Annotated in this window: 26 protein-coding genes; 13 read left to right on the forward strand and 13 right to left on the reverse strand. The window is 36.3% G+C overall.

All coding sequences use genetic code 11. The annotated features are described in order from the left end of the window. The first annotated feature begins 665 nt into the window (after positions 1 to 665). From B3600_RS18610 to B3600_RS18620, 3 genes are all read left to right on the forward strand, one after another. The gene (locus B3600_RS18610) at positions 666 to 1,598 is read left to right on the forward strand and encodes an alpha/beta hydrolase (protein ID WP_286753947.1); all 933 of its coding nucleotides are present in this window, start codon (positions 666 to 668) and stop codon (positions 1,596 to 1,598) included. A gap of 235 nt (positions 1,599 to 1,833) precedes the next feature. Then, positions 1,834 to 2,277, forward strand: coding sequence for a hypothetical protein (locus B3600_RS18615; protein ID WP_286753948.1), 444 nt, complete (start codon positions 1,834 to 1,836; stop codon positions 2,275 to 2,277). A gap of 174 nt (positions 2,278 to 2,451) precedes the next feature. After that, positions 2,452 to 3,480 carry an LLM class flavin-dependent oxidoreductase gene (locus B3600_RS18620; protein ID WP_286753949.1) on the forward strand — a complete coding sequence of 343 codons (1,029 nt, stop codon included), beginning with the start codon at positions 2,452 to 2,454 and terminating at the stop codon, positions 3,478 to 3,480. On the opposite strand, the gene B3600_RS18625 is transcribed toward B3600_RS18620, so the two are convergent. From B3600_RS18625 to B3600_RS18635, 3 genes are all read right to left on the reverse strand, one after another. Next, positions 3,481 to 4,062 (reverse strand): Crp/Fnr family transcriptional regulator, encoded by a 582-nt coding sequence (locus B3600_RS18625; protein WP_286753950.1) that lies wholly within the window; start codon positions 4,060 to 4,062, stop codon positions 3,481 to 3,483. 263 nt (positions 4,063 to 4,325) lie between these two features. Further along, a complete protein-coding gene (locus tag B3600_RS18630) occupies positions 4,326 to 4,781 on the reverse strand; it encodes a GNAT family N-acetyltransferase (RefSeq protein WP_286753951.1) in 456 nt (151 codons plus the stop codon). A gap of 95 nt (positions 4,782 to 4,876) precedes the next feature. Then, entirely contained in the window at positions 4,877 to 5,437 is a 561-nt protein-coding gene (locus B3600_RS18635) for an HAD family hydrolase (RefSeq protein ID WP_286753952.1), read from the reverse strand. A gap of 368 nt (positions 5,438 to 5,805) precedes the next feature. On the opposite strand from B3600_RS18635, the gene B3600_RS18640 reads away from it, so the two are divergent. Both B3600_RS18640 and B3600_RS18645 read left to right on the forward strand, forming a co-directional pair. Then, positions 5,806 to 6,615 carry an aminoglycoside phosphotransferase family protein gene (locus B3600_RS18640; RefSeq protein ID WP_286753953.1) on the forward strand — a complete coding sequence of 270 codons (810 nt, stop codon included), beginning with the start codon at positions 5,806 to 5,808 and terminating at the stop codon, positions 6,613 to 6,615. A gap of 623 nt (positions 6,616 to 7,238) precedes the next feature. Continuing rightward, complete coding sequence (locus B3600_RS18645; RefSeq protein WP_286753954.1) at positions 7,239 to 8,042, forward strand: hypothetical protein; 804 nt, start codon at positions 7,239 to 7,241, stop codon at positions 8,040 to 8,042. 126 nt (positions 8,043 to 8,168) lie between these two features. On the opposite strand, the gene B3600_RS18650 is transcribed toward B3600_RS18645, so the two are convergent. Together B3600_RS18650 and B3600_RS25655 are read right to left on the reverse strand one after the other, a co-directional pair. Beyond that, the gene (locus B3600_RS18650) at positions 8,169 to 8,720 is read right to left on the reverse strand and encodes a hypothetical protein (protein ID WP_286753955.1); all 552 of its coding nucleotides are present in this window, start codon (positions 8,718 to 8,720) and stop codon (positions 8,169 to 8,171) included. Positions 8,721 to 9,270: 550 nt separating this feature from the next. After that, positions 9,271 to 9,522: a DUF3885 domain-containing protein gene (locus tag B3600_RS25655; protein WP_422663610.1), complete on the reverse strand. Its 252-nt coding sequence runs from the start codon at positions 9,520 to 9,522 to the stop codon at positions 9,271 to 9,273. A 426-nt stretch (positions 9,523 to 9,948) separates the two neighbouring features. Here B3600_RS25655 and B3600_RS18660 point away from each other — a divergent pair, with 426 nt between their 5' ends. From B3600_RS18660 to B3600_RS18670, 3 genes are all read left to right on the forward strand, one after another. Then, positions 9,949 to 11,040 (forward strand): hypothetical protein, encoded by a 1,092-nt coding sequence (locus B3600_RS18660; RefSeq protein WP_286753957.1) that lies wholly within the window; start codon positions 9,949 to 9,951, stop codon positions 11,038 to 11,040. Beyond that, positions 10,967 to 11,386, forward strand: a complete 420-nt coding sequence (locus B3600_RS18665) for an RNA 2'-phosphotransferase (protein ID WP_286753958.1) — start codon at positions 10,967 to 10,969, stop codon at positions 11,384 to 11,386. Before B3600_RS18660 ends, B3600_RS18665 begins: the two co-directional genes overlap by 74 nt. Positions 11,387 to 11,584: 198 nt before the next feature. After that, a complete protein-coding gene (locus B3600_RS18670) occupies positions 11,585 to 12,448 on the forward strand; it encodes an SDR family oxidoreductase (RefSeq protein WP_286753959.1) in 864 nt (287 codons plus the stop codon). Positions 12,449 to 12,709: 261 nt separating this feature from the next. Here B3600_RS18670 and B3600_RS18675 read toward each other — a convergent pair whose 3' ends face one another. Next, complete coding sequence (locus B3600_RS18675; RefSeq protein ID WP_286753960.1) at positions 12,710 to 13,012, reverse strand: hypothetical protein; 303 nt, start codon at positions 13,010 to 13,012, stop codon at positions 12,710 to 12,712. A 362-nt stretch (positions 13,013 to 13,374) separates the two neighbouring features. Here B3600_RS18675 and B3600_RS18680 point away from each other — a divergent pair, with 362 nt between their 5' ends. Then, on the forward strand, positions 13,375 to 13,962 hold the full coding sequence (locus B3600_RS18680) for a hypothetical protein (protein WP_286753961.1): 588 nt from the start codon (positions 13,375 to 13,377) through the stop codon (positions 13,960 to 13,962). 227 nt (positions 13,963 to 14,189) lie between these two features. Continuing rightward, entirely contained in the window at positions 14,190 to 14,678 is a 489-nt protein-coding gene (locus tag B3600_RS18685) for a hypothetical protein (protein WP_286753962.1), read from the forward strand. 66 nt (positions 14,679 to 14,744) lie between these two features. Here the strand turns inward: B3600_RS18685 and B3600_RS18690 are convergent, their stop codons facing one another. The 7 genes from B3600_RS18690 to B3600_RS18715 all read right to left on the reverse strand — a co-directional run bounded on the left by B3600_RS18690 (position 14,745) and on the right by B3600_RS18715 (position 19,719). Next, complete coding sequence (locus B3600_RS18690) at positions 14,745 to 15,239, reverse strand: GNAT family N-acetyltransferase (protein ID WP_286753963.1); 495 nt, start codon at positions 15,237 to 15,239, stop codon at positions 14,745 to 14,747. Positions 15,240 to 15,448: 209 nt separating this feature from the next. Further along, positions 15,449 to 15,826 (reverse strand): SRPBCC domain-containing protein, encoded by a 378-nt coding sequence (locus B3600_RS18695; RefSeq protein ID WP_286753964.1) that lies wholly within the window; start codon positions 15,824 to 15,826, stop codon positions 15,449 to 15,451. A gap of 44 nt (positions 15,827 to 15,870) precedes the next feature. Then, a complete protein-coding gene (locus tag B3600_RS18700; RefSeq protein ID WP_286753965.1) occupies positions 15,871 to 16,764 on the reverse strand; it encodes a cyclase family protein in 894 nt (297 codons plus the stop codon). Positions 16,765 to 16,802: 38 nt separating this feature from the next. Then, complete coding sequence (locus B3600_RS18705) at positions 16,803 to 17,417, reverse strand: Crp/Fnr family transcriptional regulator (protein WP_286753966.1); 615 nt, start codon at positions 17,415 to 17,417, stop codon at positions 16,803 to 16,805. Between the two features lie 339 nt (positions 17,418 to 17,756). Further along, a complete protein-coding gene (locus B3600_RS25630; RefSeq protein WP_353681986.1) occupies positions 17,757 to 17,951 on the reverse strand; it encodes a DUF4304 domain-containing protein in 195 nt (64 codons plus the stop codon). 53 nt (positions 17,952 to 18,004) lie between these two features. Then, on the reverse strand, positions 18,005 to 18,796 hold the full coding sequence (locus B3600_RS18710) for a DUF2711 family protein (protein WP_286753967.1): 792 nt from the start codon (positions 18,794 to 18,796) through the stop codon (positions 18,005 to 18,007). Between the two features lie 80 nt (positions 18,797 to 18,876). Continuing rightward, positions 18,877 to 19,719, reverse strand: coding sequence for a tetratricopeptide repeat protein (locus B3600_RS18715; protein WP_286753968.1), 843 nt, complete (start codon positions 19,717 to 19,719; stop codon positions 18,877 to 18,879). 267 nt (positions 19,720 to 19,986) lie between these two features. On the opposite strand from B3600_RS18715, the gene B3600_RS18720 reads away from it, so the two are divergent. From B3600_RS18720 to B3600_RS18730, 3 genes are all read left to right on the forward strand, one after another. After that, complete coding sequence (locus B3600_RS18720) at positions 19,987 to 20,667, forward strand: DUF421 domain-containing protein (RefSeq protein ID WP_286753969.1); 681 nt, start codon at positions 19,987 to 19,989, stop codon at positions 20,665 to 20,667. Positions 20,668 to 20,947: 280 nt separating this feature from the next. Further along, positions 20,948 to 21,415 (forward strand): toxin-antitoxin system YwqK family antitoxin, encoded by a 468-nt coding sequence (locus tag B3600_RS18725; RefSeq protein WP_286753970.1) that lies wholly within the window; start codon positions 20,948 to 20,950, stop codon positions 21,413 to 21,415. A 32-nt stretch (positions 21,416 to 21,447) separates the two neighbouring features. Continuing rightward, complete coding sequence (locus B3600_RS18730) at positions 21,448 to 22,587, forward strand: hypothetical protein (protein WP_286753971.1); 1,140 nt, start codon at positions 21,448 to 21,450, stop codon at positions 22,585 to 22,587. Positions 22,588 to 22,689: the final 102 nt, after the last annotated feature.

Consider the following 22,689-nt stretch of genomic DNA (forward strand, 5'->3'; position numbering starts at 1 on the left):
TAGTTGGAATTTTACTTGTATTAGTGTCAATTATTTTAAGTGGATTTCAATCTTCCAAAATAAAAAAAACATAAACAGGTTGGCAACATAGCATTCGGCATATATGGATGATTCTTTGAGTCCGTATAGTTTTTTGACTTCTTTCTTTTTCCATAACTACGATAGCTAATTTTTCTTTTTCCAACTTGAAAAAATGTAATTGACAGCTGTTGCTAGGAAGGTTAACACCCAAATAATTAATGAGTAAAATAGTACCACTAATGATGCTCCACCTTGAAAATCAGCAGGATCTATATAAAGAAAAACATTAGCTATAAGGCTAATACACACAATAAATATCAGTCGAACTTTTTCTCCGTTGCCAGCTGCTAAAATTCGATAGATAATATAGGAAAATAGAAGTATATATAATGTATATACCATTGTAAATTCATGATCTATGGGAAACATAATAGCTCTTATTTAGTCTTCTGGTACCATATCCTAATATTGCCTAAAATATTACTTACAAATTTGTTAGTAACATACATTCAGCGGTGTATTATAGTAAATGTATGACTTCTATTTAATTTTACTTGAAATTTTGATAGCCTATCAAAAAGATTCTCGGAATACGCGTGATACCGGGAATGATTTTCAATAAAAACATAAATCATAGTAAAGAAATGAATACAACTAAATTGACTCCTGAAATAACTAAAATAATTGAAAACCTGAACAAGCTTCATGTGTTTGACGGCATAAATTCATTAGATATAAGCCGCAAAGGATATGAGACAATGGCCATTCAGCTCAGCGGCAAAAAAGAAGCAGTGAAAATGATAGAAGAATTTAATATTCGTAGCAAGAATCACGAAATTCCTGTGAGAATATACCGACCCAATGAAATTATAAATGAAAAATCACCGGCTATCGTTTATCTTCATGGCGGTTGGTTTATTTCGGGAAGTTTTGAGACGCACGATGCTATTGTCCGTCAATTGGCCAATGCTACGGGTTCTGCCATTGTTTTTGTCGACTATCGACTGGCGCCAGAGTATCCTTTTCCGGCTGGTTTCGATGATGCTCAATCAGCGACTGAGTGGGTCGTTAATAATTCGGACTCTTTAAACATCGATAAAAATATGATCGGAATTATTGGCGACAGTGCGGGGGCAGCCTTAGCCGTAGGAGTTTCGACACGGCTTGGTGAGCATTTGAGGTTTCAGGTGTTGATTTATCCGGCAGCTGATAATCAATTAAATACACAGTCATGGAAAGACTATGAAAATGGTCCGATTATTAATAAAGAGGAAGGAATAAAAGCCTGGAATTGGTATCTAACCGACCCAATGGATCAACAGAACCCCATGGCAATTCCTCTTTTGATTAAAGATTTTAAAAATACGCCTCCAACGTTGATTTTATTGGCTGAACACGATCCTTTGCGGGATGAAGGAAAACAATTGGCAGCGAATATGAAAACCTCCGAAATACCAGTCAAAATTACTCATTACAAAGAGATGGTCCATGGTTTTTTGCATATGGGAGCTGTTTTAAGAGAAACCAGAGAAGCTTTTCGGGACATCGCAGCATTCACAAAAGAAAACTTAAAATAATCTTCCGAAAAGTTACTTCAATATAGGGTGAGGTATTTCTGCAACCATCCTCCGCAAGAGCAAACGATCGATTTGCCAGTTCTGAACAAACTTCTCTGGACTGTCCTGAAAGCTTAATACATTGTAGCAAAAATTTCGTCTGTGGATTTGATTAAACGATTTTAGTTTGTCCATTGTTCTCAGAATAACTGCACAAAAACAGTACAAAAAAGGTTGAAAACGTAAAAAGCAAAATATGAATGGATTTAATAAAAATATGTTGGGCGGATTGATCGGTGCGCTCGTACTCAATGTGGTCCATAGTGCTGCCAAGAGATTCGATCCCAAAGCACCAGAAGTGGATAAAGTAGGCGAAGAAGCGATGCAGAAAACAGTGCGTTTTGCTGGATTTAAACCGCCAAAGGGTAATGCACTGGTGGCGGCAACTTTTGGGGCAGATGTAGCTTCCAATGCCATGTTATATACCCTCATCGGATATGGAGGTCAGAAAAATATGCTGCTCAAAGGAGCGCTGCTCGGAACAGTAGTTGGTCTGGCAACACTGACTATTCCTGAACAGGCCGGACTGGATGCCAAGCCAATAAAAAAGACTGATCGTACCAAGTTAATGACCGTGGCCTGGTATGTGATCGGAGGAGTGGCCGCTGGTCTAGCCATGAAAGCGATGAGCAAGAATTAAGAAAGATTCGAGTTGATAGACTTATCAGATTGCATTGTTCAATGCATGCTCCTTTAAGTGCCAATCTAAAATGAAAAAACATCTTTTTTGATCTAGATCATCGTTTTAAGCCGTCGGAAAAATAGAAATTTGAATAGCTTTCAATAAGGGAAGTCTATCAGATTAAAAGTAATTATGGAAATAGGAATAGATAGTTTTATCGCTACCGGAGCATATGATGGTGGGTTGAGTTCAGCGGAAAATATAACAGCAATGGAAGCCCTATTGTCAAAGATAGCGTTTGCAGATCAGGCAGGCTTGCATGTCTTCGGGCTCGGGGAACATCATAGAAAAGAATTTTTAGATGAATCACCAGCAGTTATACTGGCTGCAGCGGCCGCTAGAACTCAGCATATCCGTCTAACGAGTGCGGTTACTGTACTGAGTGCGGCGGATCCGGTAAGGGTATTCCAGGAGTATGCAACATTGGATATTATTTCTAAAGGGCGGGCTGAGATTGTAGCCGGAAGAGGATCATTTATTGATGCTTTTCCGTTATTTGGGTTCAACACGCAAGACTATGATGCACTATTCGAGGAGAAAGTCAAATTGCTTCTAGAATTACGTGATCATGAAACAGTAACCTGGAAGGGAAAATTCCGGGCAGAGCTGAAACAACAGGCAGTATATCCGAGGCCGGTGCAGGAGCAACTCCCTGTTTGGATAGGAGTGGGAGGTACGCCACAATCATTTATTCGAGCCGGAATACTGGGGCTCCCATTAATGGTAGCCGTCATCGGCGGTGAAACCCATCGGTTTCGGCCTTTGATAGATTTATATTATGAGGCCGGACAAAAAGCCGGACATCCTCGGGAGAAGCTTAAAGTAGGATTACATTCACTCGGTTTTGTCGCGGATACAACATCAAAGGCTAAAAATCTTTATTTTCCGGGGTATCAGGAAATGATGGGCAAAATTGGAAAGGAGAGAGGCTGGTCGACGCCAACGCGGGAAATGTTTGAGGCCCAAGCTGAGCCGACTGGCGCCTATGTTATTGGCAGTCCCGAAGAAGTTGCAGAAAAGATATTGCGACATAGTGAGGCATTGGGTGGTATCTCAAGATTTACATTTCAGATGGATAACCCAGGACTGAGCAAGGAAGATACATTCAGAGCTATTGAATTAATCGGAACAAAAGTAATTCCCATGGTAAATCAATCCTGATTATTTTTTGACTGCCCGGGACCTGATTCTGCTCAGCGTTTCTTTGGTAATACCTAGATAAGATGCAATCAGCTGCTGTGGAAATCGCTGTGTAAATTCAGGATAGCTATCAATGAGCATATTATAACGTTCTTCAGCAGTCATACTTAGGGCAGCATTTATTCTTTTTTGGCTTGCATAAGAATAATTTTCATCCAATAGGCGTGTAAGTTCATTCATGATTGGAAGAGAAAATACATTTTCTGCGGCATTTTTTGTCAATACAAGCAAATCAGTATCTATACAAGCTTCAATATAGAAGGCGGAGGGTGTGATTTTTGCAAAACTTTCACGGTCACCGACCCACCAGCCTTCAATATAAAGACTCATGATGTGCTCGGTACCTTTAGCGTCTATACTGTATTTTTTCATAGCACCTTTGACAAGGAATCCCATGTTATTACTTATGTAACCTTCCTGCAAAAATGTTTGACGTTTTTTGATTTTACGGTGCACAAAATTATTTTTTAGGATCCCGATTTCATCTAAGGTTAGGGGTCTGGAGACCCGCGAATTGATATAGTTGATTAAAGTATCGTACATTAGTCGTTGTTTTACCTGATACAAAAGTAAATATACCTACTTTTATTTTTTATGTAATTTTTAGTTTGGATGCTTCGGCTGTTGATCGACTTTTCTAAAATTGTTTTATATTCCTTAATCTTAGCAGCCGATGGTATCCTAAATTTTAAATCCGTTTGTATCGTAAGGTGGCTCCGAAAATACTTCATGCATGTGAGAAGGGATATTCCTTATTGAGTCGCCCCAAATAATGGATTGACCAAAAGGATACGATAGCAGGCCTGTTAAACAGACCTTTTCTTGTGGGCATCAGATAGCATAAGATAGGAATTATCCGTCTCACCAACAATTTTGAAACCAACGTTTAAGTATAGTTTTTTAGCCTGATTGGTTTTTAAGACACTTAATGTGATCGATTTCTCTGTTTCAATAGCTTCCTTTATCAAATCATTCAATATTTTCCTACCGACCCCTTTACCTTGGTAGTTGGGTGTGATCTGAATTTGTATCAGATCAATATTATCGTGTTGTCTATCCACTTTTAAAAGCCCAATAGGAATGTCTTCCATTTCAATTATTAAGGCATGTTCAAATTTATAATCAATCCTTTGTAAATGCGCTTTTTCTGAGATGGGTAATGAACTGGCAATTAAATGCGGAGTCATGGTCTGTTTTCTGAGGTCCAGCAGAAACTTGAGGTCAGTTTTTAATGCGCGTCTGAATTTGATCTCTAATATCATTCGTTCGTAAATATAAATATACAAGTCGGAAATTATCTCGGTAAGGGGACAGCAAAAAATATATTCGCTATTTCGATTAATTTTATAGCTGAATCCTACACGTAATCTGCAAAAACTTCACTCTTCCAATATCTTTTCTCGATTCTCCTGACATTTTCGACATTTTTAAATTTCTTTAAATAGGAAGCCAGTAGGAGTAGCTCGCCATCGTTAGTATTTCCTACAAATTCAACTATTTGGATTGCATTGCTATAGTTCAACATTGATTTTTCAGCCGTATCATCAATAATAAGCGTTTTTTCCAATAAGAAGCCTTTGCGTTTTACTTTGGATAACCTTTTTACGTAATAGTATTCATCAGTCACACTCATTCTTTTTTTTGTCGTGCGCGATCGTCCCCAGATAAACTCAAAATTGACAGCGGCTGGTTTTATTTTATCAACGAGTTCCTGCACGTAACTATCATCCGCAGAGCTCCAAATGGCCAGTTTAAAATCTCCAGCCATCTTTGTTAAAAAATAGGTTAAATTTGGACGGACATATACATAATATGGCCCTATAACAAAGTCTTCCTGCTGTATCAACTTATTTTTTGTCGCGTACAACAATGTTTCGTCCAAATCCAATACTAAAAGAATATCCTTTATACTATTCATACAGGTGCATTTGCGGTATTCTGACCTTAATTTCCAAGTTCCTCGAAGTTCGCTCGGCCCATTGTTATCTAGCTTTCCCAATATGTCTGGCCAATAGACTATTTTTCCTAAAGCTATAGTTGGACTTTTCTAATTGATAGGGGATATCTACATTATCCTGTATCCATATCGCTTACTTTCGTTTATTTCTATGAGAATATCAACTAAATATATGAAAAAAGAATGCACAAAAAACCATGTTACATTTATTTGTACTTACAATTTCTTACACTGGGCGCTTATGATTCGAATGGTTTTGTGTAATTTACTTCTTTGCTAATATCTTAAGGCAATTAAAGTCAAGGATGTAAATTTTATAAAACCATTAAATGACTGAACCAATACTAGCGTTATATATCAAAAAATGGAATCTTTCACGGGAAGGAGCAAGTTTTAGAACAAATTCAAGCTTATTACAACCCTGTGTTTATGACGGATTAAAAGCAATGCTCAAAATTCCATTTATAGAAGAAGAACTTCGTGCGTCAAAACTTTTGCAGTGGTGGGATGGTAAAGCCGCAGCCAAAGTTTTAAAAGTAGATTCTAAAGCCATTCTACTCGAGAGAATAGAAAATGAAAATAATGTATCATTGATAAATTTAGTAAAGCAGGGTCAAGACAACGAAGCAACTCGTATCATTTGCCAGACCGCTAATAAGCTCCATAGTTCTCAAGGAAAAGAATTACCCCCTTTAATTTCTCTAATGGATTGGTTTGCCCCACTTTTAAACGAAATAAATTTCTCCGATGAAATTTTAAAAGAGTCTGCTTTAGTAGCAAGTAGATTACTTTCTAACCAAACTGAACTCTGTGTGCTTCACGGAGATCTTCACCATGAAAACATCCTTTATTCGGATGTTAACGGTTGGTTAGCAATAGATCCAAAAGCATTATGTGGCGATAGAGCCTTCGACTTTGCAAACATATTGTGTAACCCTTATAAAGAAGTCGCTTTAGATAAAGGTCGACTCGTTAGACAAATTGAGGTAATTGGCCAAGAGACCAATATTGATTTCCATAGAATGCTAGACTGGGTAATCGCATGGGTAGGCTTATCAGCAATCTGGATGGAGGAAGATCATCTGGACGCCAGTTTACCGATACAACTAGCCAAAATTGCGTTGTCAGTGAAAAAATAGATTATGATTATTGGCGTCTTATAAAGATAGAAAACAATGTATTTTTCTGGGACTCATCGCTAAAATTTCTATTGACTGACTCAATATTTGGATGACCCTCATTGCGTCTTCAAAGTTTATCATAACACACTCTGGAACCCAGCAGAGATGCCTCGCATGATCTATGCAATGAAATCCGATTATCTGAAATGCGGTTCCTTCTTTTGAAAATTAGTAATTCACTACCGGATTCTTTTAATTTGCTCTCCAATTGGGATTGGTTTAAAATTGATTGAAAGACACTTTCCTGAATAAAAACATAACCGTTAAAGTCTTTCTGAATATTTATGAACGAAAAAAGATTGTCTCGCGCTAAAGTTTGAATGGACAAGGTACTTTCATTCGATAAGCTTTTGCTGTAATTTTCAGGATGATAAAAAGGAAGTGGTACTTCCGCTCCTTGATCCAGGTTACAAAAATTTACAACTGTACAGCGAATCATAATTTTCTGCTCACGGATTTTAAATAGGGGGCTATGGATATTGTCGAATACCTTATTTTTATTCTTGAATAATTGGGAACTGTAACGGAATAAACTATAAAAGTTATTACTATGCTTGGTGCTTAAATCTGAACAAAGTCTTATGAAATCAATTGGGAAATTTCTGCAATGGTTGGTGGCTGCTGCCTTCATCGTTGTCATCGTTTTTTGGGGTAATAGTTACCGTTATTTTATTTATGCGCTGGTATGCTCTTCTTTGCTTTATTTCCTTTTACAAAAAATAGTCCTTAGCAAATTAGGTAATAGCGATGGCCGGGAAGCCCACTATGATGTGAATGGAAGACGCATAACGATGCAAGGTGGCAAGCGCGTGGCGTTTGGGATCCTATTGGTAGCAGTTTATATTTTAATAATTTCCCTTTTTTCTGTAAGTCCATCTTTGGAACGTAAAGAGTTTGCGCTGACGCATCCGAGCTGGGCTGCTACAGCACCCGCTATCATAAACTTCGAGTCTAAAATACAAAGAGGAAAAACAAAATATGCGTATTTAAGTATCGAATACCGGTATACTGCGAACGGACAGCTGTATTTGCGGAAATTAGATAAGGCGGAAAAGCGCTATGCATTTTTACCTGTTATGGGCCAGCGACGTTTTGAAGAGATGCGGACTGAACTGTTTGACAGAGCAAAGAGAAAAATATCCGATAAGGAATACATATTGTTTTACAATCCACAAAATATTGAACAGCAAAAGTTTTTTCTTGCAGACGATTCTTTTTATCTGCAAGGATCTTGGCTATGCGATATATTATTTGTCTATTTATCATTGTTCGTATTTATTGTGATTATAGCGTTTCTGTTTAAAAAAGACTATAATAATAGGATGAAAAAATCTAATTCGACCATACATTATTACCGTCGTACAGATTATTATGAAAACAGATAAGGTTTTTTGATTTCATAAACCCTGAATTTTCTCACAATATTTAATACCACAAAGTAATTGTTTTATGAGTGCAGAATTTGTAAAGCTGGGTGTCGTTTCCTATAACAAATTTTCTATCATTTTAATTTACCGATAAAGCCATTTTTTTATCCATTTCGTATAGTTAGGCATAATGACATAGACCATTAATGCAACGACAGCGCAAGATATAAACAGTGAATCAACCAACCGGATGGAAGGGAATCCCAGCCTTTTTAATATAGGAAGTAAAATTATCGGAATTACTATTGATAAAGGATAAATAGCCGACCATGTTACCAAAAATTGCTTCCAGCGCACTGGAGGCTTCATCGTGCCATTTTCTGAAGTAAATAAAAAATCAAGCCCCGTTTTAATGTAATAATTATCATCTTTCGCCAAAAGGGGACGGATTTTTTCAATCAATTGTTTTCTATCGTCGGATTGCATCCAGTGTTTCAAATTACTTATCGTATCAAACCGAATGATGACTGTATACAGGTAAGTTAGCCCCTGAATCGGACGAATGATCTGCCAGTCGATAAGTCCTCTTGCATTTCTACAAAGCGGTCCTATCTCATTCAGCCATCGCTCATAATCATGATCCCGTCCTTCTCTGATATGGTGAGAAATTACTACTGTTGCTCCATTAGTTTCCATAAAGCTAGCGTTAAAATGAATGATTTAAGAATTTCATGCTACGGTTTATTTGTACTCCCTAAACATTGTCAGATTGCCTATTATCATTATCGTCCAAATAGCTTTGATAAAAGTCCTTTGACTTCTCAATTAGCCAAATTAATTCAGTTTCGCATCGTTTTGCTTTGTCAATGTTTGATCCGAATTTGCCCCACGCAAATCCGCTTTGAATTTGTTCGTCTATCAAGTCTGCAATTACAAAATCTTCTGAGATATATTGTTCGGTCAAAATGGATGTTAGTTTTTCCGTCGGTGTCATAAATTCAATTTTGTTGTCTTGATGAGTCGTGGTATGTTTTCAGGTAACTGGTGTGGCGACTTAGCGAAGTATCGTAGCCGTATCGAAGATACGAAAGTGGATCTGTTTTGCCAAGTCGTTGGTTATAAGTCTATGACGTGTGGGATGAGGAAAACTTCACAGAACGTTTCCAAAGCTGGCCTTAGAGATGAAATACTTCTTCAATTTTATTCCGGCATTGATGGCTTGTCTGGCGTTCCATCTATCCTCGTATCATTGGGAGATAGTACTGAGGAGCTTTTCTATTTGCTCCCTGTCACAGTCAAGGATCCAGTCTCTATGTTTTTCGTAAATTGGTCGCAGTGCTTCAATATCAGTAGCGACAACATCAAGACCTCTGTCGTCGTACATATTTAAAATAAGTTTTTTATTGATATTTATAAAGTAAATCTCTTTGTTCGAAATTATGTGATTATCCTCTAACCTCGGGAATCTTGAAGGAAAGTCCTGATTTGCAATTGCCAATAATACGGCCTTATGATTTATTCTGCCTGAACTCAGTTTAATAATACCGATATTTCGGATATCAGATTTACCGTCAGGTCATAGTTTAACTTCTTTTGCAATTCAACTATACTATGAATAGCCTTTATTTTAATAATCCAATATATGTAATTTTATGAAGAGCTGAAAATTTCAGAAAGCCACCCGAACCTATAGTACAAAGTATGTGTCATATCTGCCACTCGACGGGTAATGATCTTCCCTTAATTGGAGATTTTGATACCGTTGATTATCTGTTTCGAAAACTGATGATCATTCAATTCGGGCAATTCTGACCGAGCTAAAAAAGCGAGAGGTCTCAATGCCCGAAATCTCCACAAAGCATCCATTTTCTAATCTGTTGAATTGCGTATATTTGAGAGCTATGTATAATAACACCAAGACACCGTGACAGTAGTAGAAAATTATAAAGCTGAACTCGAATTAGTCCGACAGAACCCAAAACTCTTGGACAATTATCGCTTTGACAAAGACGCTATAGATTCAAAACACTTTGACCGATTAAGACTCAATATTGCGATTTACAATGACCTTAAACAGACAGACTATGAAATCGTAAAATTTCTTTTTGCAGAAGAGATGGAATGGCGAAAATATGGAAAGGGCGGTGAAGTTGATAATTTATATTTCTGCGCCTTCATACTGACACTTTTCAATTCACCTGAAATTGTTTGGTTGTTCTTTGAAGCTAAAAATATTGATTTTGACAGCGGAATCGGATTTGATAGCGAATATTTGGTTTCGGCAGGAATTAAAGAAACTTACCGATATTTAAAAACAGCGGACAACCCAAAGAAAACTGAACTGTTAAAGTATATTGGAGAAGCTGAAGAAAGTTGTATTTATTCGCAAATAGACATTGACGATTGGAAAGAATACAAAAAGTCCTATTTCAGAAGTTACAAATTACCAATTCATGACGAGCTGTATTTTCTCTATTCGACAAATGAACGGGAACTATTTTTGAAGAAACTACCCGAATGGATCGATCAAGAAAGAGCGTGGACTTATGAAGAACTAAGTTTATATAGGACATACGTGAAATATACAAACGACAAGGCTTTAGAAATTGAAGCGTTTAAATTGACACTCAAAAAAAATGATAAAGATTTTCTAACCGAAGTCTACAATCAAGAATTGGCAGCGTTATATGTTGAGACCGGTGAAAATACCAAAGCTCTTGAAATCCTTGAGAGCATAATAAAAGGAACAGATAACAGCAATATTGTACGAAATTGTATTGAACAACTTTGCAGAATAATTATTAGAATAAATAACTCCTCAGACGAGACATCTAAGAACTCATATCATATTATAAAAGTTCAGCATAAAAAGTACAGAAACTTTTCTCCAATGGTGGAAGGTTTAATTATGGACGTGACAGAAATAATGAAAGAGGGAAAAATTGCTGCACCTAACAACAGCTTGCCCAAAGCGAGACGGACGTGGTGGAAGAAATTCTTGGGCTCTGGATATTAGAAGAATCCGCGAAGACTCTTGTCTAGTAGGCGCATATTGTTTATCGCTTGACCAACATAGGTGCACTGATATAAATAACTTAATTGAAAAAGCAAACAACTCAGGAATAAAATTAGACAGGGAGACTCCTAACCACATTGTAGCAACAAATTCTAAAAAGAGATTTGCATTTAATGATACACTTGATAGGATAAAAGTAAGTCAAGGACATTCAGTAGAATTTGAATTAGGCTACACAAATCAAAAACGACTTAAAGGTGACGAGGGATTATTGACCAAAGGGTTTGTATTTAAGTATGAGAAGGCTTTAATTGAAGATAAGGCAAAAGCGATAGCGCAAATGTAAATAGCTGCCAAACCTTTCAGACTTTGGATTTGTTCACTCTATGGATGAATCGGTTAAACTCTTTCGCAGAATGGCGATTACCTCCATTTATCAATACAGATTACTAAAGATTACCGAGACTTTAGGACTTTGCCATTTGCACTGACCCTTACACATTTTGGAAATCAGCTATTATCTGTCATTATTCTAAAAAATGGTATGAAAAAAGCAGCAAGTAAAAAGATTCGACCGTTGCAAAAGCAAAAGCGACCCGGATTAGAAATAAATATGACACCAGTTCCTGACACTTCGCCGTTAAAGTATCCTGCAGAAGGAAAATTGAAAAATAAGGTAGCATTAATTACGGGAGGAGATAGCGGCATCGGGAAAGCTGTAGCTTTGTTATTTGCGAAGGAGGGAGCTGATATTGTTATTGCCTATCTTAGTGAAACAAAAGATGCAAAACAAACCCAGAAGGAGGTTGAATCCTTCTCTAGAAAATGTACGCTGATTAAAGGTGATTTGGGAAAAGAAAATCACTGTAAAAGAGTAATTGAATTTACGATAAAAACGCATAAGAAAGTTGATATTATCGTTAATAACGCGGGGCTGCATTGGGAAACAGAATCAATTGAAAAAATTACCACTGAACAGTTACACAAGACTTTTCAGAATAATTTCTATTCCTATTTCTGGATTACGAAGTATGCTATGCCTTATCTTAAGAAGGTGGCAAGCATCATTAATACATCCTCGGTGACTGCATATCGAGGCAGTCCAAAGTTGATCGATTATTCTGCTACAAAAGGTGCAATAATTTCTTTCACACGAAGCTTGTCAGCAAATCTTATAGCTAAAGGAATTAGGGTCAATGCTGTTGCGCCGGGGCCGGTATGGACTCCATTGATAGCATCTTCATTTGATCCTAAAAAGAATTCCGAATTTGGAAGCGACTCCCCAATGGGAAGGGCAGCAATGCCAAATGAAATTGCACCAAGCTTTCTATTCCTAGCTAGCGAAGATTCACATTTTATGAGTGGTCAAGTTTTACATCCCAATGGTGGTGAAGTCGTCAATGGTTAGCCACTGAATAAGTCACAATCAGATCTGCAAGTCGTCTATCGACATAAGGTTTTCAGTTTTTCAAAATGTTATCTAATATGGGGTGACTGTCACGCCAATGGATGAATGGCTTGAGCCAATTAAATTTGTGGACAAATTTTACTTTACAGTCTTAACTATTTTGGTGAATTAATAAGTGGTTTATTTGCAGGTGATTATTGTGTTTTGCCTCAATTTTTATCACCAAACTGTCATCTTTTGATGCACTTTTTTCGTGAGGGGCTACTTGATTTCAAAACGCCAATTGTTATCGATTAATGTCTTTTGGGCTATTTCAAATTTCCGAATAATAGTTTGTGGATGTTTATCCAACATTTCTGTTTTTAACTGTATAGAATCAACTGAAAAGATAAATATCATGCTATCATCATTAAATCTATAATTCGAAGGAGAGTCCCAATCACCCATAACAGAGAAGTGGGTTGAATCGTTCGGTTTAATAAAATAATATTGTCTCAGCTGTTTATCAACTTTACCATATTCACTAAAATATATTTTAGCATTATTGGTGTGTAAGTACCCCATTTTTCCGAAAGCTGGGATTGGACTTTTCTAATTTACGGTACTAATTGAATTTATTTGTTGTCTTCGTGAAAATATGATTGTGGACAAGCCGCAGGATACACATAGCTATGAAGTTTCGCTTATTAGCTCTTTTATACGGTATCATTTACTAGAGAATGGTATTAGTTATTCATTTGAGACAGTAATGAGTCATCCATCCAAACTGGAAGAAATTGAAGAAGCAAGGTGCCTCGCATGATCTATGCAGTGAAATCCGATAATCAGATACGCTTTTTCTTACTTTTAAAATTAGTAATTCACCACTGAATTCTTTACTTTTAAATACCCCAGTTAGGTGAGAGGTTGCAACAATGGAATTATGCATGGATATAAATTATATAAAAGAGAAATTACGCTTTCTACAGGATAACCCAAATAAATTAAACAAAATTATACAAAAAGAGTTTCTCCTTAATCCCACTATTCCTGAGTCCGTGGTCATTTACATTGAACGTAATCTAAGGATTAAGTTTCCTGAAAATTACAGGGACTTCATTACCAAAATAGGGAATGGTTGTACTGGACCAGATTATGGGCTTTTGTCATTAGAGGAATCAATGATAGACTTCAAACTTAAAACAAAACCTGCTATTGATCTGACAATGCCTTTTCCTTGTTCTGAAAGCTGGAATGAAGACTGGGTTTTTGAGATTGATTGGGAGAGTGGAGAGCGACCGGATGAAAATCAGTTAAATGCATATATGGATACAGACCATATACATGGATGTTTGCAGATTTGCCATATTGGGCATGGTTGTACTTATCTTTTGGTTGTAAATGGAGTTGAATACGGAAATATTTGGATTGATGAGAGGGCTGATTATGGAGGAATAAACCCTTTATTAGATTCGAATGGCTTGAGGGTGTCGTTTGAAGATTGGTATACCAAATGGTTGAAAGATGTTATTTGACGTTGTCACATACTGAAATTTCCGCTTTAGAAGCTGTCGCGTTAATCGAAAGCCAATTATAATAGAAAGTCACGTTGCAACTTGATTTCATCCGATATAGACAGTTGGATCAATCACAATTAATCAGGGATAAAATTTCCTGGATAATGCACAGCTAGACCTTTGTTTTTAGAAAAATTGTAAATCCTTTTTTGATTTATTACTAACAATACTAGTAATAATGCTTCATGAAACCTCTTGAAGTCTATCACCGAAATCAGTTTATGTTTGTTCGAATGAGGATACACGATAAGAGTATGGGAATGAAGGACTATCTTCATTACAACGAAAATGGATTCACATACTGTGTTTTCAGAAAATCTCATGGAGTATACGAATTAGCCTACGTTGAACTTGCCGACGATATCAAAGAAGCGTTTATAGATTCGTTGATTATCCGATTCGATAACGATGTGCCGGAAATCTTCTATCACCAGGGTAAGCGTCAGGTAATTGAGGTGCGCGTGAAGAAATTTAGTCTTTGGCATATCTATCTCAACGAAGCCATTGTTGGAAGTATCACCTGCGATAAGACTACCGGGATATTTCAATATCATATTGACGACCAAAGCCTATTGACCGACGATCATGCCCAAAAATATATCGCTATGATCCAGCGCGGCGAAATAAAATGGAGAAAGGAAGATATTCAGTGGCTCTCCTTGTCCTTCACATAAAGGTTCATTTAGAATTTTCACCTCCTGATACTTTTCTGGGAGAAGGTTTATCTATATGCGTATTCTCTAATCTACACTCCGCGTTTTTAATATAAATTTTTCGCAAAACTGACCGTCTTCCAGTCCTCTAAAATAAAGTTCAAAACCATACTTCTCAAGTAGTGCTTTCGAAGCAAGATTATCTGGATTTATAATTGCGATAACCTGCGATTCGGGATATAAACCATTGGCTTTAGCAAGTATTTCTAGGCATATTGCAGATCCATATCCCATTCTCCAAAATTCCTTTTTCAGTACATATCCGATTTCAAGAATTTTGCAATCATGTTTGTAGCGTTCTAATGAGCAATTTCCTATAAATAGGTTTTCTTGATTGATTACTTTGTAAAATCCCAAACCCTCTTCTTTGCGATTAATTTCAATCATTGCGTCAAAGTGAACCTTTGCTTGACTTTCTGTCCAGCCATCTCCGGCTATATATTTCATTGTCTCATCATCACTTACCATTGTCTTGAAAAGATCAAAATCACTTTCTACGTATTTAACTAACTTTATATCCATGCTTATAGCGTATTAAGTTAGGCAATTATATCCTTAAATTTACCAAATTCCATCTATCTACTCCAAAATCTCAACTGGAGAAAAAGTCTGTAAACAATAAAAGCATCCACACAAAGTGTTTGTTTCGATTTCAGTCCGGTGCATAGAACATGCATTGCGTGCATATTTTAAATATCCATTATGTCAAATGAGGTAGTCGATTCGTAGGCTTAACTCTGGCTCTGAGATTCCAGCAACAGTTTTAGATCTTCAATCACTTTTGACCAATATTCTCTAGTCACTTCACGCTGGCCTTCATTTTTTAATTTATCAACATGAAATGAAATTGTTGTTTTATCTTGATTTTTCGAAGGAATAAATCTGATCTGTAAATTGGCGGCTTCTGTGAAATCTTTGTGCCTCCACTTTGTCCGGATATGTGAATATTTATTAAAAGTTGAAAAATCCTGGTCTACGCCTTCAGACCAATAGCTTAATCCCCGGTCTGAAAAAAAGATATTCCATAGTGTTTCCAGGTTCGCTGGCATTGTTTTTCTGATTCCGAACTGCCAGCCTGCACCCTTTGTCAATCCGATGTTATTTTCCATGTAATTGTGTTTCTTGCTGAAAGTGATTTCGTATTTGAATATAATTATTTTTTTTCAATGGAAGCAAATGCTCTCACCGGAAAAGTCCCCACACCTTTGACTTTTGGTGGGGCAGCGGTGAACTTAAAGTTATGATCTGGCAATTTATTTAAATTGCAGAGATGCTCAACGATTAAAATCCCGGCACTCAATAGCAAGGTATGAGCAGGTCTTGTTCTCCCGGCTGTGTCGTCTATATTATGGGAATCAATACCTACAAGTTTGACGTTACAGTCCCGAAGATACATTGCCGCCTGCTCGGTAAGATAAGGATGGCCCTGATAATATAGCTCGGTATTCCAATGTTTATCCCAACCAGTCTGTATTAACACCGCTCGATTTCTGATTTCTCTATTCTTAAGATGATCTTCCGTAATTTTCAGGGTTTCTGTAAATGGTATATGAATCATTACCGCGTCAAGCTCCGCAAAACTCTTTAATGCCGTTTGGGCTGTGTCGTTGCCATCCGCAAATCGATGAAACGGGCAATCAATATAAGTTCCGGTGTTAGTGACCATCTCGATTTTTCCAATTTGAAAAGATGTATCGCCGTCATAGTTATTTTTTGACTGTTCCCTAGAAAGATAATCGCAAATATGAGGTGCCGGTAGCCCCTTGTAAGTTATCAGTCCATCTTCGATTGTATGACTCAAATCAATTAAGGAGTCTTCTACCACACTTTCATCGATTGGCTTACGTTTATGGGACTCAATCAGGATTTCTTTGTTAAGGATATTAACTTTTCCTACCATTAGCAACTGCATATCTTCAACGATGTAGTCGGCCAGGGCACTCTCGCTGATATCGTCTCCGGATATATCTAATCTGAAATCTTCCCCTTTGATACTACCGCCATTTGTAAAGAATATCTCGAAGTCAAATTTTACTCTTTTTTCCATAGAATGTTTCAATCTTACTATGACAAAAGTGTGGAAATCTAAATATTGTTTACTTGACTTAGATCAATTTGATTGATTTTTTTACTTCTGATCCTACTGAGTGTTTCAGGACTCATCCCAAGGTATGAAGCAATATGGAAAAGCGGTATCCGATTATCTGCATCCGGGAACTGTTTTAGAAAATAGTGATATCGTTCATTTGCATCCAAAAGTAGAAAGGAACTTTCCCTTCGGCATTTTTTGATATATTCTTTGGCTAAAATATTATTCAATAAAATATTCCATTTGGTATCCTCCTGGAGCAATTTATCCAAGAGCTCCCTTGGTATACTTATTAAATCACATTGTTCAATGCATTGAAAATGTAAGTTCGTTTTCTCCTGGGTCAGAAAACTTGTAAACGCGGTAAAAAAATCATTTTCAAAAAAGAATTCAGTATTGATGTCTTTATAATCTTTCTGATAGAAACTTCTAACAGTTCCCTTTTCTAGAAAAAAAAGCCGATCGGCAACATGCAACGGTTTGATCAGATTCTTTTCCTTTTCTGCAGAAAAAAAACTGATACCATCATTCAAGAGTGAAATCTCCTTATCATTCAAAGGAAACAACTGCTTGATAATTTTAATTAAATGATTTAATTGAATATGTTCCAAGCCTTATATTTTAAAAGCAAATTCTTATGAATATAGATAAAATCTTATTAATGAAAATAGTAAAGATTCTTCAATTGGATTCCATTTTCGTTACCCAGATATTTTAAGAATTAACTCATTACCATATTGAACAGTGTGAGTTCTTTGGATAGAAAAATGAAACAGACATTATCATCGATTAAGTATTGTAGCAAACTCCCTATTCAAAGAGGGAAATACTTGAACAGTTTCCCGAATTTAGTAGTCTAATGACGATTTGGTAAGGTGAGATTTTGGGAATGGTTCAATATGCTATCGAATACATATGTCCATTAAAATCATCGATCTGCGCTTTTCTATTTAAAAAACATTGCTTCGGGTGGAACTAGAATCTCTGGTGCTATAACAACTTTTTTGAATATTTATGATGTGACCGATTTTCTCAAGCTGCAGATAAAAGTTGTTGGCCTTCTTTTTGAAACCGAGCGGTTTTAAGATTTCAATAAAGCTTTCTTTTATGATTCTGTCAAATTTTTCTTGAGTTTCTGGTTTCATAAATGACTGTGTAACTATGTTATAATGAGCCTTTTTTAGACTATAATTGTTATTTATTCAAAGGTGTATTCCCAATAATGTTCTGTCTTGTCACTACAAAGAAAACCCTCAAACAAATGGCTGGCGATAAGCTTATCCATTTTTTTATGATCTGTTGCTATGAGAAAGAAGAAGCTATCCCATTCAATGGTAAATAGAATTTCTTTATCAGCCGAGTATAGATAATAATCTTTACCGCCGATCTCATCACAGAATTCATATTCCGTTAATCGATCAAGATCTATAGTTGTGGTGTTTTCATAAAATTCGTCTGTTATCAGGATCTGGTTTTTTCCCAAGAGTTTGAAAGCTTTACGGATAGCCATCTTTGAAAGTATACCAAGCGCGCCTTCAGTCGGTTGGTAGATACTTTCGTGGTCTGTAAAATTGTTAAGCTTTTCCATGAGGTCCGGTCTCGTAAAATTCTGGTTTAGCCCACCTATAGAAGTCCTTAGGGCCGTATTAACTTCCGCATAGCCTGCAAGACAAGACCCTTTCGCGATATTGTCCCAAGATATTGATTTACCCTTCCTAAAAATTTCTTCATCGGCAGGGTATCGGTCATTGTCGTAGCTATAGATTTCCCTATTCGCTTCGGGAAGTCTTTTTAAAAAATCAACTTCCTTCAGCGCTTCTTCGTGCGATAGTAACTTAGCTTTTTTTAGATTACTTTTATCAGTTTCCTCTCTGTCAAGTTGAAAGAAGGGGAGGAGAGCAATGAAAACGCTGTCATAATGATCTTTGAAATGGCCTTTGATTGTCCCATCATAAGGGTATAACTTTTGCTCGTCAAATATATTGCCCATAAAATATTGATTTAATATGAATAGCCTTTATTTCAAATCCAATATATGCAATTTTGCATAAAAAGAGTTCAGCAAATCATTTATTTACAAAGTGATTTCAGCTTTTCAAAATCTTCATCTACTTCAAAATGGGGATCTTCCTGAAGATTTAGGGACAATGCTTTTTTAAAATCTTTGCAAGCATTGTTTTCATCGCCAAGATCCAGATAGATGCTTGCCCGATTAAAGTAACCTATAGCATAGTTCTTATTTGCTTTTAAAGCTTTCTCTATTTCCACTAGTGCCTCTTGAGGTCTATTAGTTTCTCTATAGAGATTCGCTCGATTGTTATAAAGTATATGAAGGTCTGGCTGATTAGAAAATTCATTTAGTAATTTATCATAGTCCACAAGCGCTTCGTCAAATAGTTTTAATTCCTTTTTAACGTTTATCAGATTTGCAAGCGACTTAAAATCTTTCGGCGATATTTTTAATTGTGCTATTAGATCATTTTTTGCATTCTCATAATCTTTCAATCTGATATAAGAATATGCTCTGTCAAAATATATGTCTGTATAGGATGGATTTATTTCAATTACCCTCGAATAGTCAGAAATTGCTTTGTCAAATGCAGCAACTTCTTTATAAACACCCGCTCTGGCATAGAGCACATCGATGTTCTTGGGAGAAAAATCCAGAAATTTTGAATAATCAGCTATTGCAAGGTCGTAATTTCCTCGAAACCTGTGAATGTTGCCTCTATTTACGTAGGTACCAGGTGAATTGGGATACAGATTTATTGCTTTATCGAAAGCTGAAAAAGCCTCGTCAAATTTTTCTTTTTTAGCATATTTTATACCTTGCGCATTTAATTCTTCTATGGTCTGGGCGCTTAGACTTTGACAGAACAAAATTATGACAATGAGCGATAATATTTTTTTCATTTTTGGGAATATATAAAGCTAGATAATATGGGTTTGTGGAGCCAATATACAAAAACTCCAATAAAAACTTTGTTTCCTTCAGAAATATCGACCTTGACATCTATGTATTAGTCAATAGATTCTTTACCGTGACTATTACTTTGCCATCATTGAAGATTGATACCGTATGTTTGTTGTTTTTGCTAAGTGATGAACTATTGCGACCGGAGGAATGTTTTAGGATTGAATGGCGGCGGCCACATTAAGATTTTTGGATTTTAAAAGGTTATGATTGATATACAAAAAATATTTGCAGAGGGGGTGGAAAGCTCCTTTCTTATTGAAATAGGCGCGAGAACAATTATAATGTTTCTTCTAATATTGATCATTCTAAGGCTCTCGGGTAGAAGGGGAGTTCGGCAGTTAACTCTTTTTGAGGTTGCGATTATAATCAGTTTGGGCTCAGCTGCGGGAGATCCCATGTTTCAAGAAGAAATACCCATCTTTCATGCGATTGTTGTCTTTATATGTGTAATCTTTGTTTATAAGTTGGTAACCTGGATTGCCTCCCGATCAGAGAATATTGCCCATTTATTGGAAGGTAAAGTTTTACCTGTAGTAAAGGATGGCGTATTTGATATAAAACATGAAAATGATAATACCTTTTCGCGTATGGAATTTTTTTCTGAACTGAGAAATTTAAATGTTGAACATTTGGGACAGGTTAAGGAAGGGATTCTAGAAGTCGATGGAACATTAAGCGTTTTATTTTATGCTGATAGTGATGTGAGGTATGGGCTACCATTATTCCCATCTTCTTTCAAAAAGGTTGATGTATTCAGTGCTGAAGGGCCATTCGCATGCATGTATTGCGGCCATGTCGTATTTAGTTTTGAGAACGATTCCAAGGCATGTCCAAGATGCAATAAAACACAATGGAGCAAAGCCTTGAATTCAAGAAGAGTATAGAAGAAGAATACCATGTATTATTTAAACAAATTATAAGGTAATATAATCCGACCGTTTTTGTTCGAAGCCATTGTTTGAATACAAAGTCGTCAGATCTGGCAGCAGCATAATGAATTAAAGGTCCCATCGAAGAAGGAAAAAAAGCAAATGGCCACGAATCGTTATTTATACCAAGCGAATCGTAATCGGTTCATTTAGCGCTAAAATTTACAGCTAAATTTGTTGGGTAAATGAAGCTGAAATCTTAAACAATAATGTCAACATTTTAGCATCCTGATAAATGAATAAAGTAATATTAATTCCATCGATTTTAATTTTACCGCTAACTGCTTTAAGGAAGATGCTTGGCGGCATCACTTTTTTATTTTTTCTTTTAATTCCAATGAGTAATGGTTTTGCACAAACATGGATCAAGATTGAACTTGAGGAAACCGAGTACGATGATGCTACTGATAAAACTTGTTTAAAGGAAACGGGAGAACCTTTAAACGGGAATTATGCGATAAAATTTAATGGGTTTCAAACCAATTTCGAGCCATTTACAGATGGTTTTAAAAATGGAGAGGCCAGCGTTTACAGAAATAAGAAGCTGGCAGAGAGGGGCACATATCTAAACAACCTTAAGGAAGGTGAATGGATTTACTATAAAGAAGATGGAACAATTCGTAAACGGGTTATTTATAAAAAAGGGAAAACAGAACCTTTTGGTGATCGGAGATTAAGGTGGGAAAGATCCAGTGAAAAGTAGCGTTTTGCCTGTTATAAAAAAGAATAAGAATCATGAAGAAATTATCATTACTAGCTGTTTTACCCCTTGTTATGTGTTGCAGAAGTCAGGAAAAAATAGATTTAGCAAACTTGAACTTAAATGAGCCGATTGAACACATCAGTAAATTTGAGGATCGATTATTGGTTGGCGTTGAGACTATCGAGTATCCCTTCAGTCTGTTGCTCGAGGTTGAAAAATCACAAAGGTATCGTTTCGATGGAATTGATTTAGCAGGGCAGCGGATTATATTTCAAATCAACTCTGAAACATTAAAAACAGATAGTATTACACGTCTTGGCGGTGGACACATTGATCTCAAACAAGCCAAAACCGCCATTGAGTTAGACGAAACTTTAAAAAGATACGATGCTGATGGTAAAATATATGGCGTAAGAATTGAGCTCAAGACGCAAGAGTTAAAGGCGAGTATCTTAAAGAAACTAGAGGCAAAATATGGTAAAGGAACAAAAAATCCAAATACCGACCATGGTTTATACTGGAATTTAAAGCCCCAAAACAAGTTTATTTTATACGCGCCAGACTATAATAGGTTAATCATGCTGAACAATACAAACCTGTCTAAAACGTGTTATTGGGATATCATGAATGGTTTAATTGATTTTGGCGGATGCAACAATGAAGAATATATGGCGGACCTGCTAAAAAATGCGACCAGACCAGAAGATGTTAAAGACAAACCCACGCTGAAAATTGATAATAACTGGAATATAAACAATTTCATTGTTGGCAAAACAACTGAAGAGGATTTTACGAAATCTCCTATAAATAATCGTTTTGAACGGATAACAGAGTTTGATGGCGCTACCGGAAAAACCAATGAGATCTATTATCAGGATACCTATCATGATTTCAACCTTTATTTTGCTGTCAGCAAAAATGATCCGGAGAACCAAAAGGAAAACACGATCAATGGTTACGCCATCAACGACTTTGGAAAGGTTAACATCTCATTTGAAAATAACTTAAAACCAGGCTTACAATTTAAAGAAGTGCTAAAGCTGTTAGATAAGCTCAAAATAACTTATCATCCGGTGGATTTTGCTAATTATATCGAAATCAAAACAGTACCTTATACAGTAACGCTGAATTTTAACGAGCATATGTTGCTTTCCGGAATGTTTGTTAAATAGCTTCTGATATAAGGTAGTTCAAACCATCTAAGAGCTTAAAAGTAACCTTTCCAAGCTGATACTTTCTTAATTGGTCGATCAATGGAATAGATGACAAAATAT

The organism is Sphingobacterium sp. UBA2480, from assembly GCF_002341965.1.
GTDB classification, from domain to species: Bacteria; Bacteroidota; Bacteroidia; order Sphingobacteriales; family Sphingobacteriaceae; genus Sphingobacterium; species Sphingobacterium multivorum.

What these genes read in the sequence shown, in the direction of transcription:
- B3600_RS18610 (WP_286753947.1), top strand. Translation starts at nt 666, where the DNA reads ATGAATACAACTAAATTGACTCCTGAAATAACTAAAATAATTGAAAAC.
- B3600_RS18615 (WP_286753948.1), top strand. Translation starts at nt 1,834, where the DNA reads ATGAATGGATTTAATAAAAATATGTTGGGCGGATTGATCGGTGCGCTC.
- B3600_RS18620 (WP_286753949.1), top strand. Translation starts at nt 2,452, where the DNA reads ATGGAAATAGGAATAGATAGTTTTATCGCTACCGGAGCATATGATGGT.
- B3600_RS18625 (WP_286753950.1), bottom strand. Translation starts at nt 4,062, where the DNA reads ATGTACGATACTTTAATCAACTATATCAATTCGCGGGTCTCCAGACCC.
- B3600_RS18630 (WP_286753951.1), bottom strand. Translation starts at nt 4,781, where the DNA reads ATGATATTAGAGATCAAATTCAGACGCGCATTAAAAACTGACCTCAAG.
- B3600_RS18635 (WP_286753952.1), bottom strand. Translation starts at nt 5,437, where the DNA reads ATGAATAGTATAAAGGATATTCTTTTAGTATTGGATTTGGACGAAACA.
- B3600_RS18640 (WP_286753953.1), top strand. Translation starts at nt 5,806, where the DNA reads ATGACTGAACCAATACTAGCGTTATATATCAAAAAATGGAATCTTTCA.
- B3600_RS18645 (WP_286753954.1), top strand. Translation starts at nt 7,239, where the DNA reads ATGAAATCAATTGGGAAATTTCTGCAATGGTTGGTGGCTGCTGCCTTC.
- B3600_RS18650 (WP_286753955.1), bottom strand. Translation starts at nt 8,720, where the DNA reads ATGGAAACTAATGGAGCAACAGTAGTAATTTCTCACCATATCAGAGAA.
- B3600_RS18670 (WP_286753959.1), top strand. Translation starts at nt 11,585, where the DNA reads ATGAAAAAAGCAGCAAGTAAAAAGATTCGACCGTTGCAAAAGCAAAAG.
- B3600_RS18675 (WP_286753960.1), bottom strand. Translation starts at nt 13,012, where the DNA reads ATGGGGTACTTACACACCAATAATGCTAAAATATATTTTAGTGAATAT.
- B3600_RS18680 (WP_286753961.1), top strand. Translation starts at nt 13,375, where the DNA reads ATGGATATAAATTATATAAAAGAGAAATTACGCTTTCTACAGGATAAC.
- B3600_RS18685 (WP_286753962.1), top strand. Translation starts at nt 14,190, where the DNA reads ATGAAACCTCTTGAAGTCTATCACCGAAATCAGTTTATGTTTGTTCGA.
- B3600_RS18690 (WP_286753963.1), bottom strand. Translation starts at nt 15,239, where the DNA reads ATGGATATAAAGTTAGTTAAATACGTAGAAAGTGATTTTGATCTTTTC.
- B3600_RS18695 (WP_286753964.1), bottom strand. Translation starts at nt 15,826, where the DNA reads ATGGAAAATAACATCGGATTGACAAAGGGTGCAGGCTGGCAGTTCGGA.
- B3600_RS18700 (WP_286753965.1), bottom strand. Translation starts at nt 16,764, where the DNA reads ATGGAAAAAAGAGTAAAATTTGACTTCGAGATATTCTTTACAAATGGC.
- B3600_RS25630 (WP_353681986.1), bottom strand. Translation starts at nt 17,951, where the DNA reads ATGAAACCAGAAACTCAAGAAAAATTTGACAGAATCATAAAAGAAAGC.
- B3600_RS18710 (WP_286753967.1), bottom strand. Translation starts at nt 18,796, where the DNA reads ATGGGCAATATATTTGACGAGCAAAAGTTATACCCTTATGATGGGACA.
- B3600_RS18715 (WP_286753968.1), bottom strand. Translation starts at nt 19,719, where the DNA reads ATGAAAAAAATATTATCGCTCATTGTCATAATTTTGTTCTGTCAAAGT.
- B3600_RS18720 (WP_286753969.1), top strand. Translation starts at nt 19,987, where the DNA reads ATGATTGATATACAAAAAATATTTGCAGAGGGGGTGGAAAGCTCCTTT.
- B3600_RS18725 (WP_286753970.1), top strand. Translation starts at nt 20,948, where the DNA reads ATGAATAAAGTAATATTAATTCCATCGATTTTAATTTTACCGCTAACT.
- B3600_RS18730 (WP_286753971.1), top strand. Translation starts at nt 21,448, where the DNA reads ATGAAGAAATTATCATTACTAGCTGTTTTACCCCTTGTTATGTGTTGC.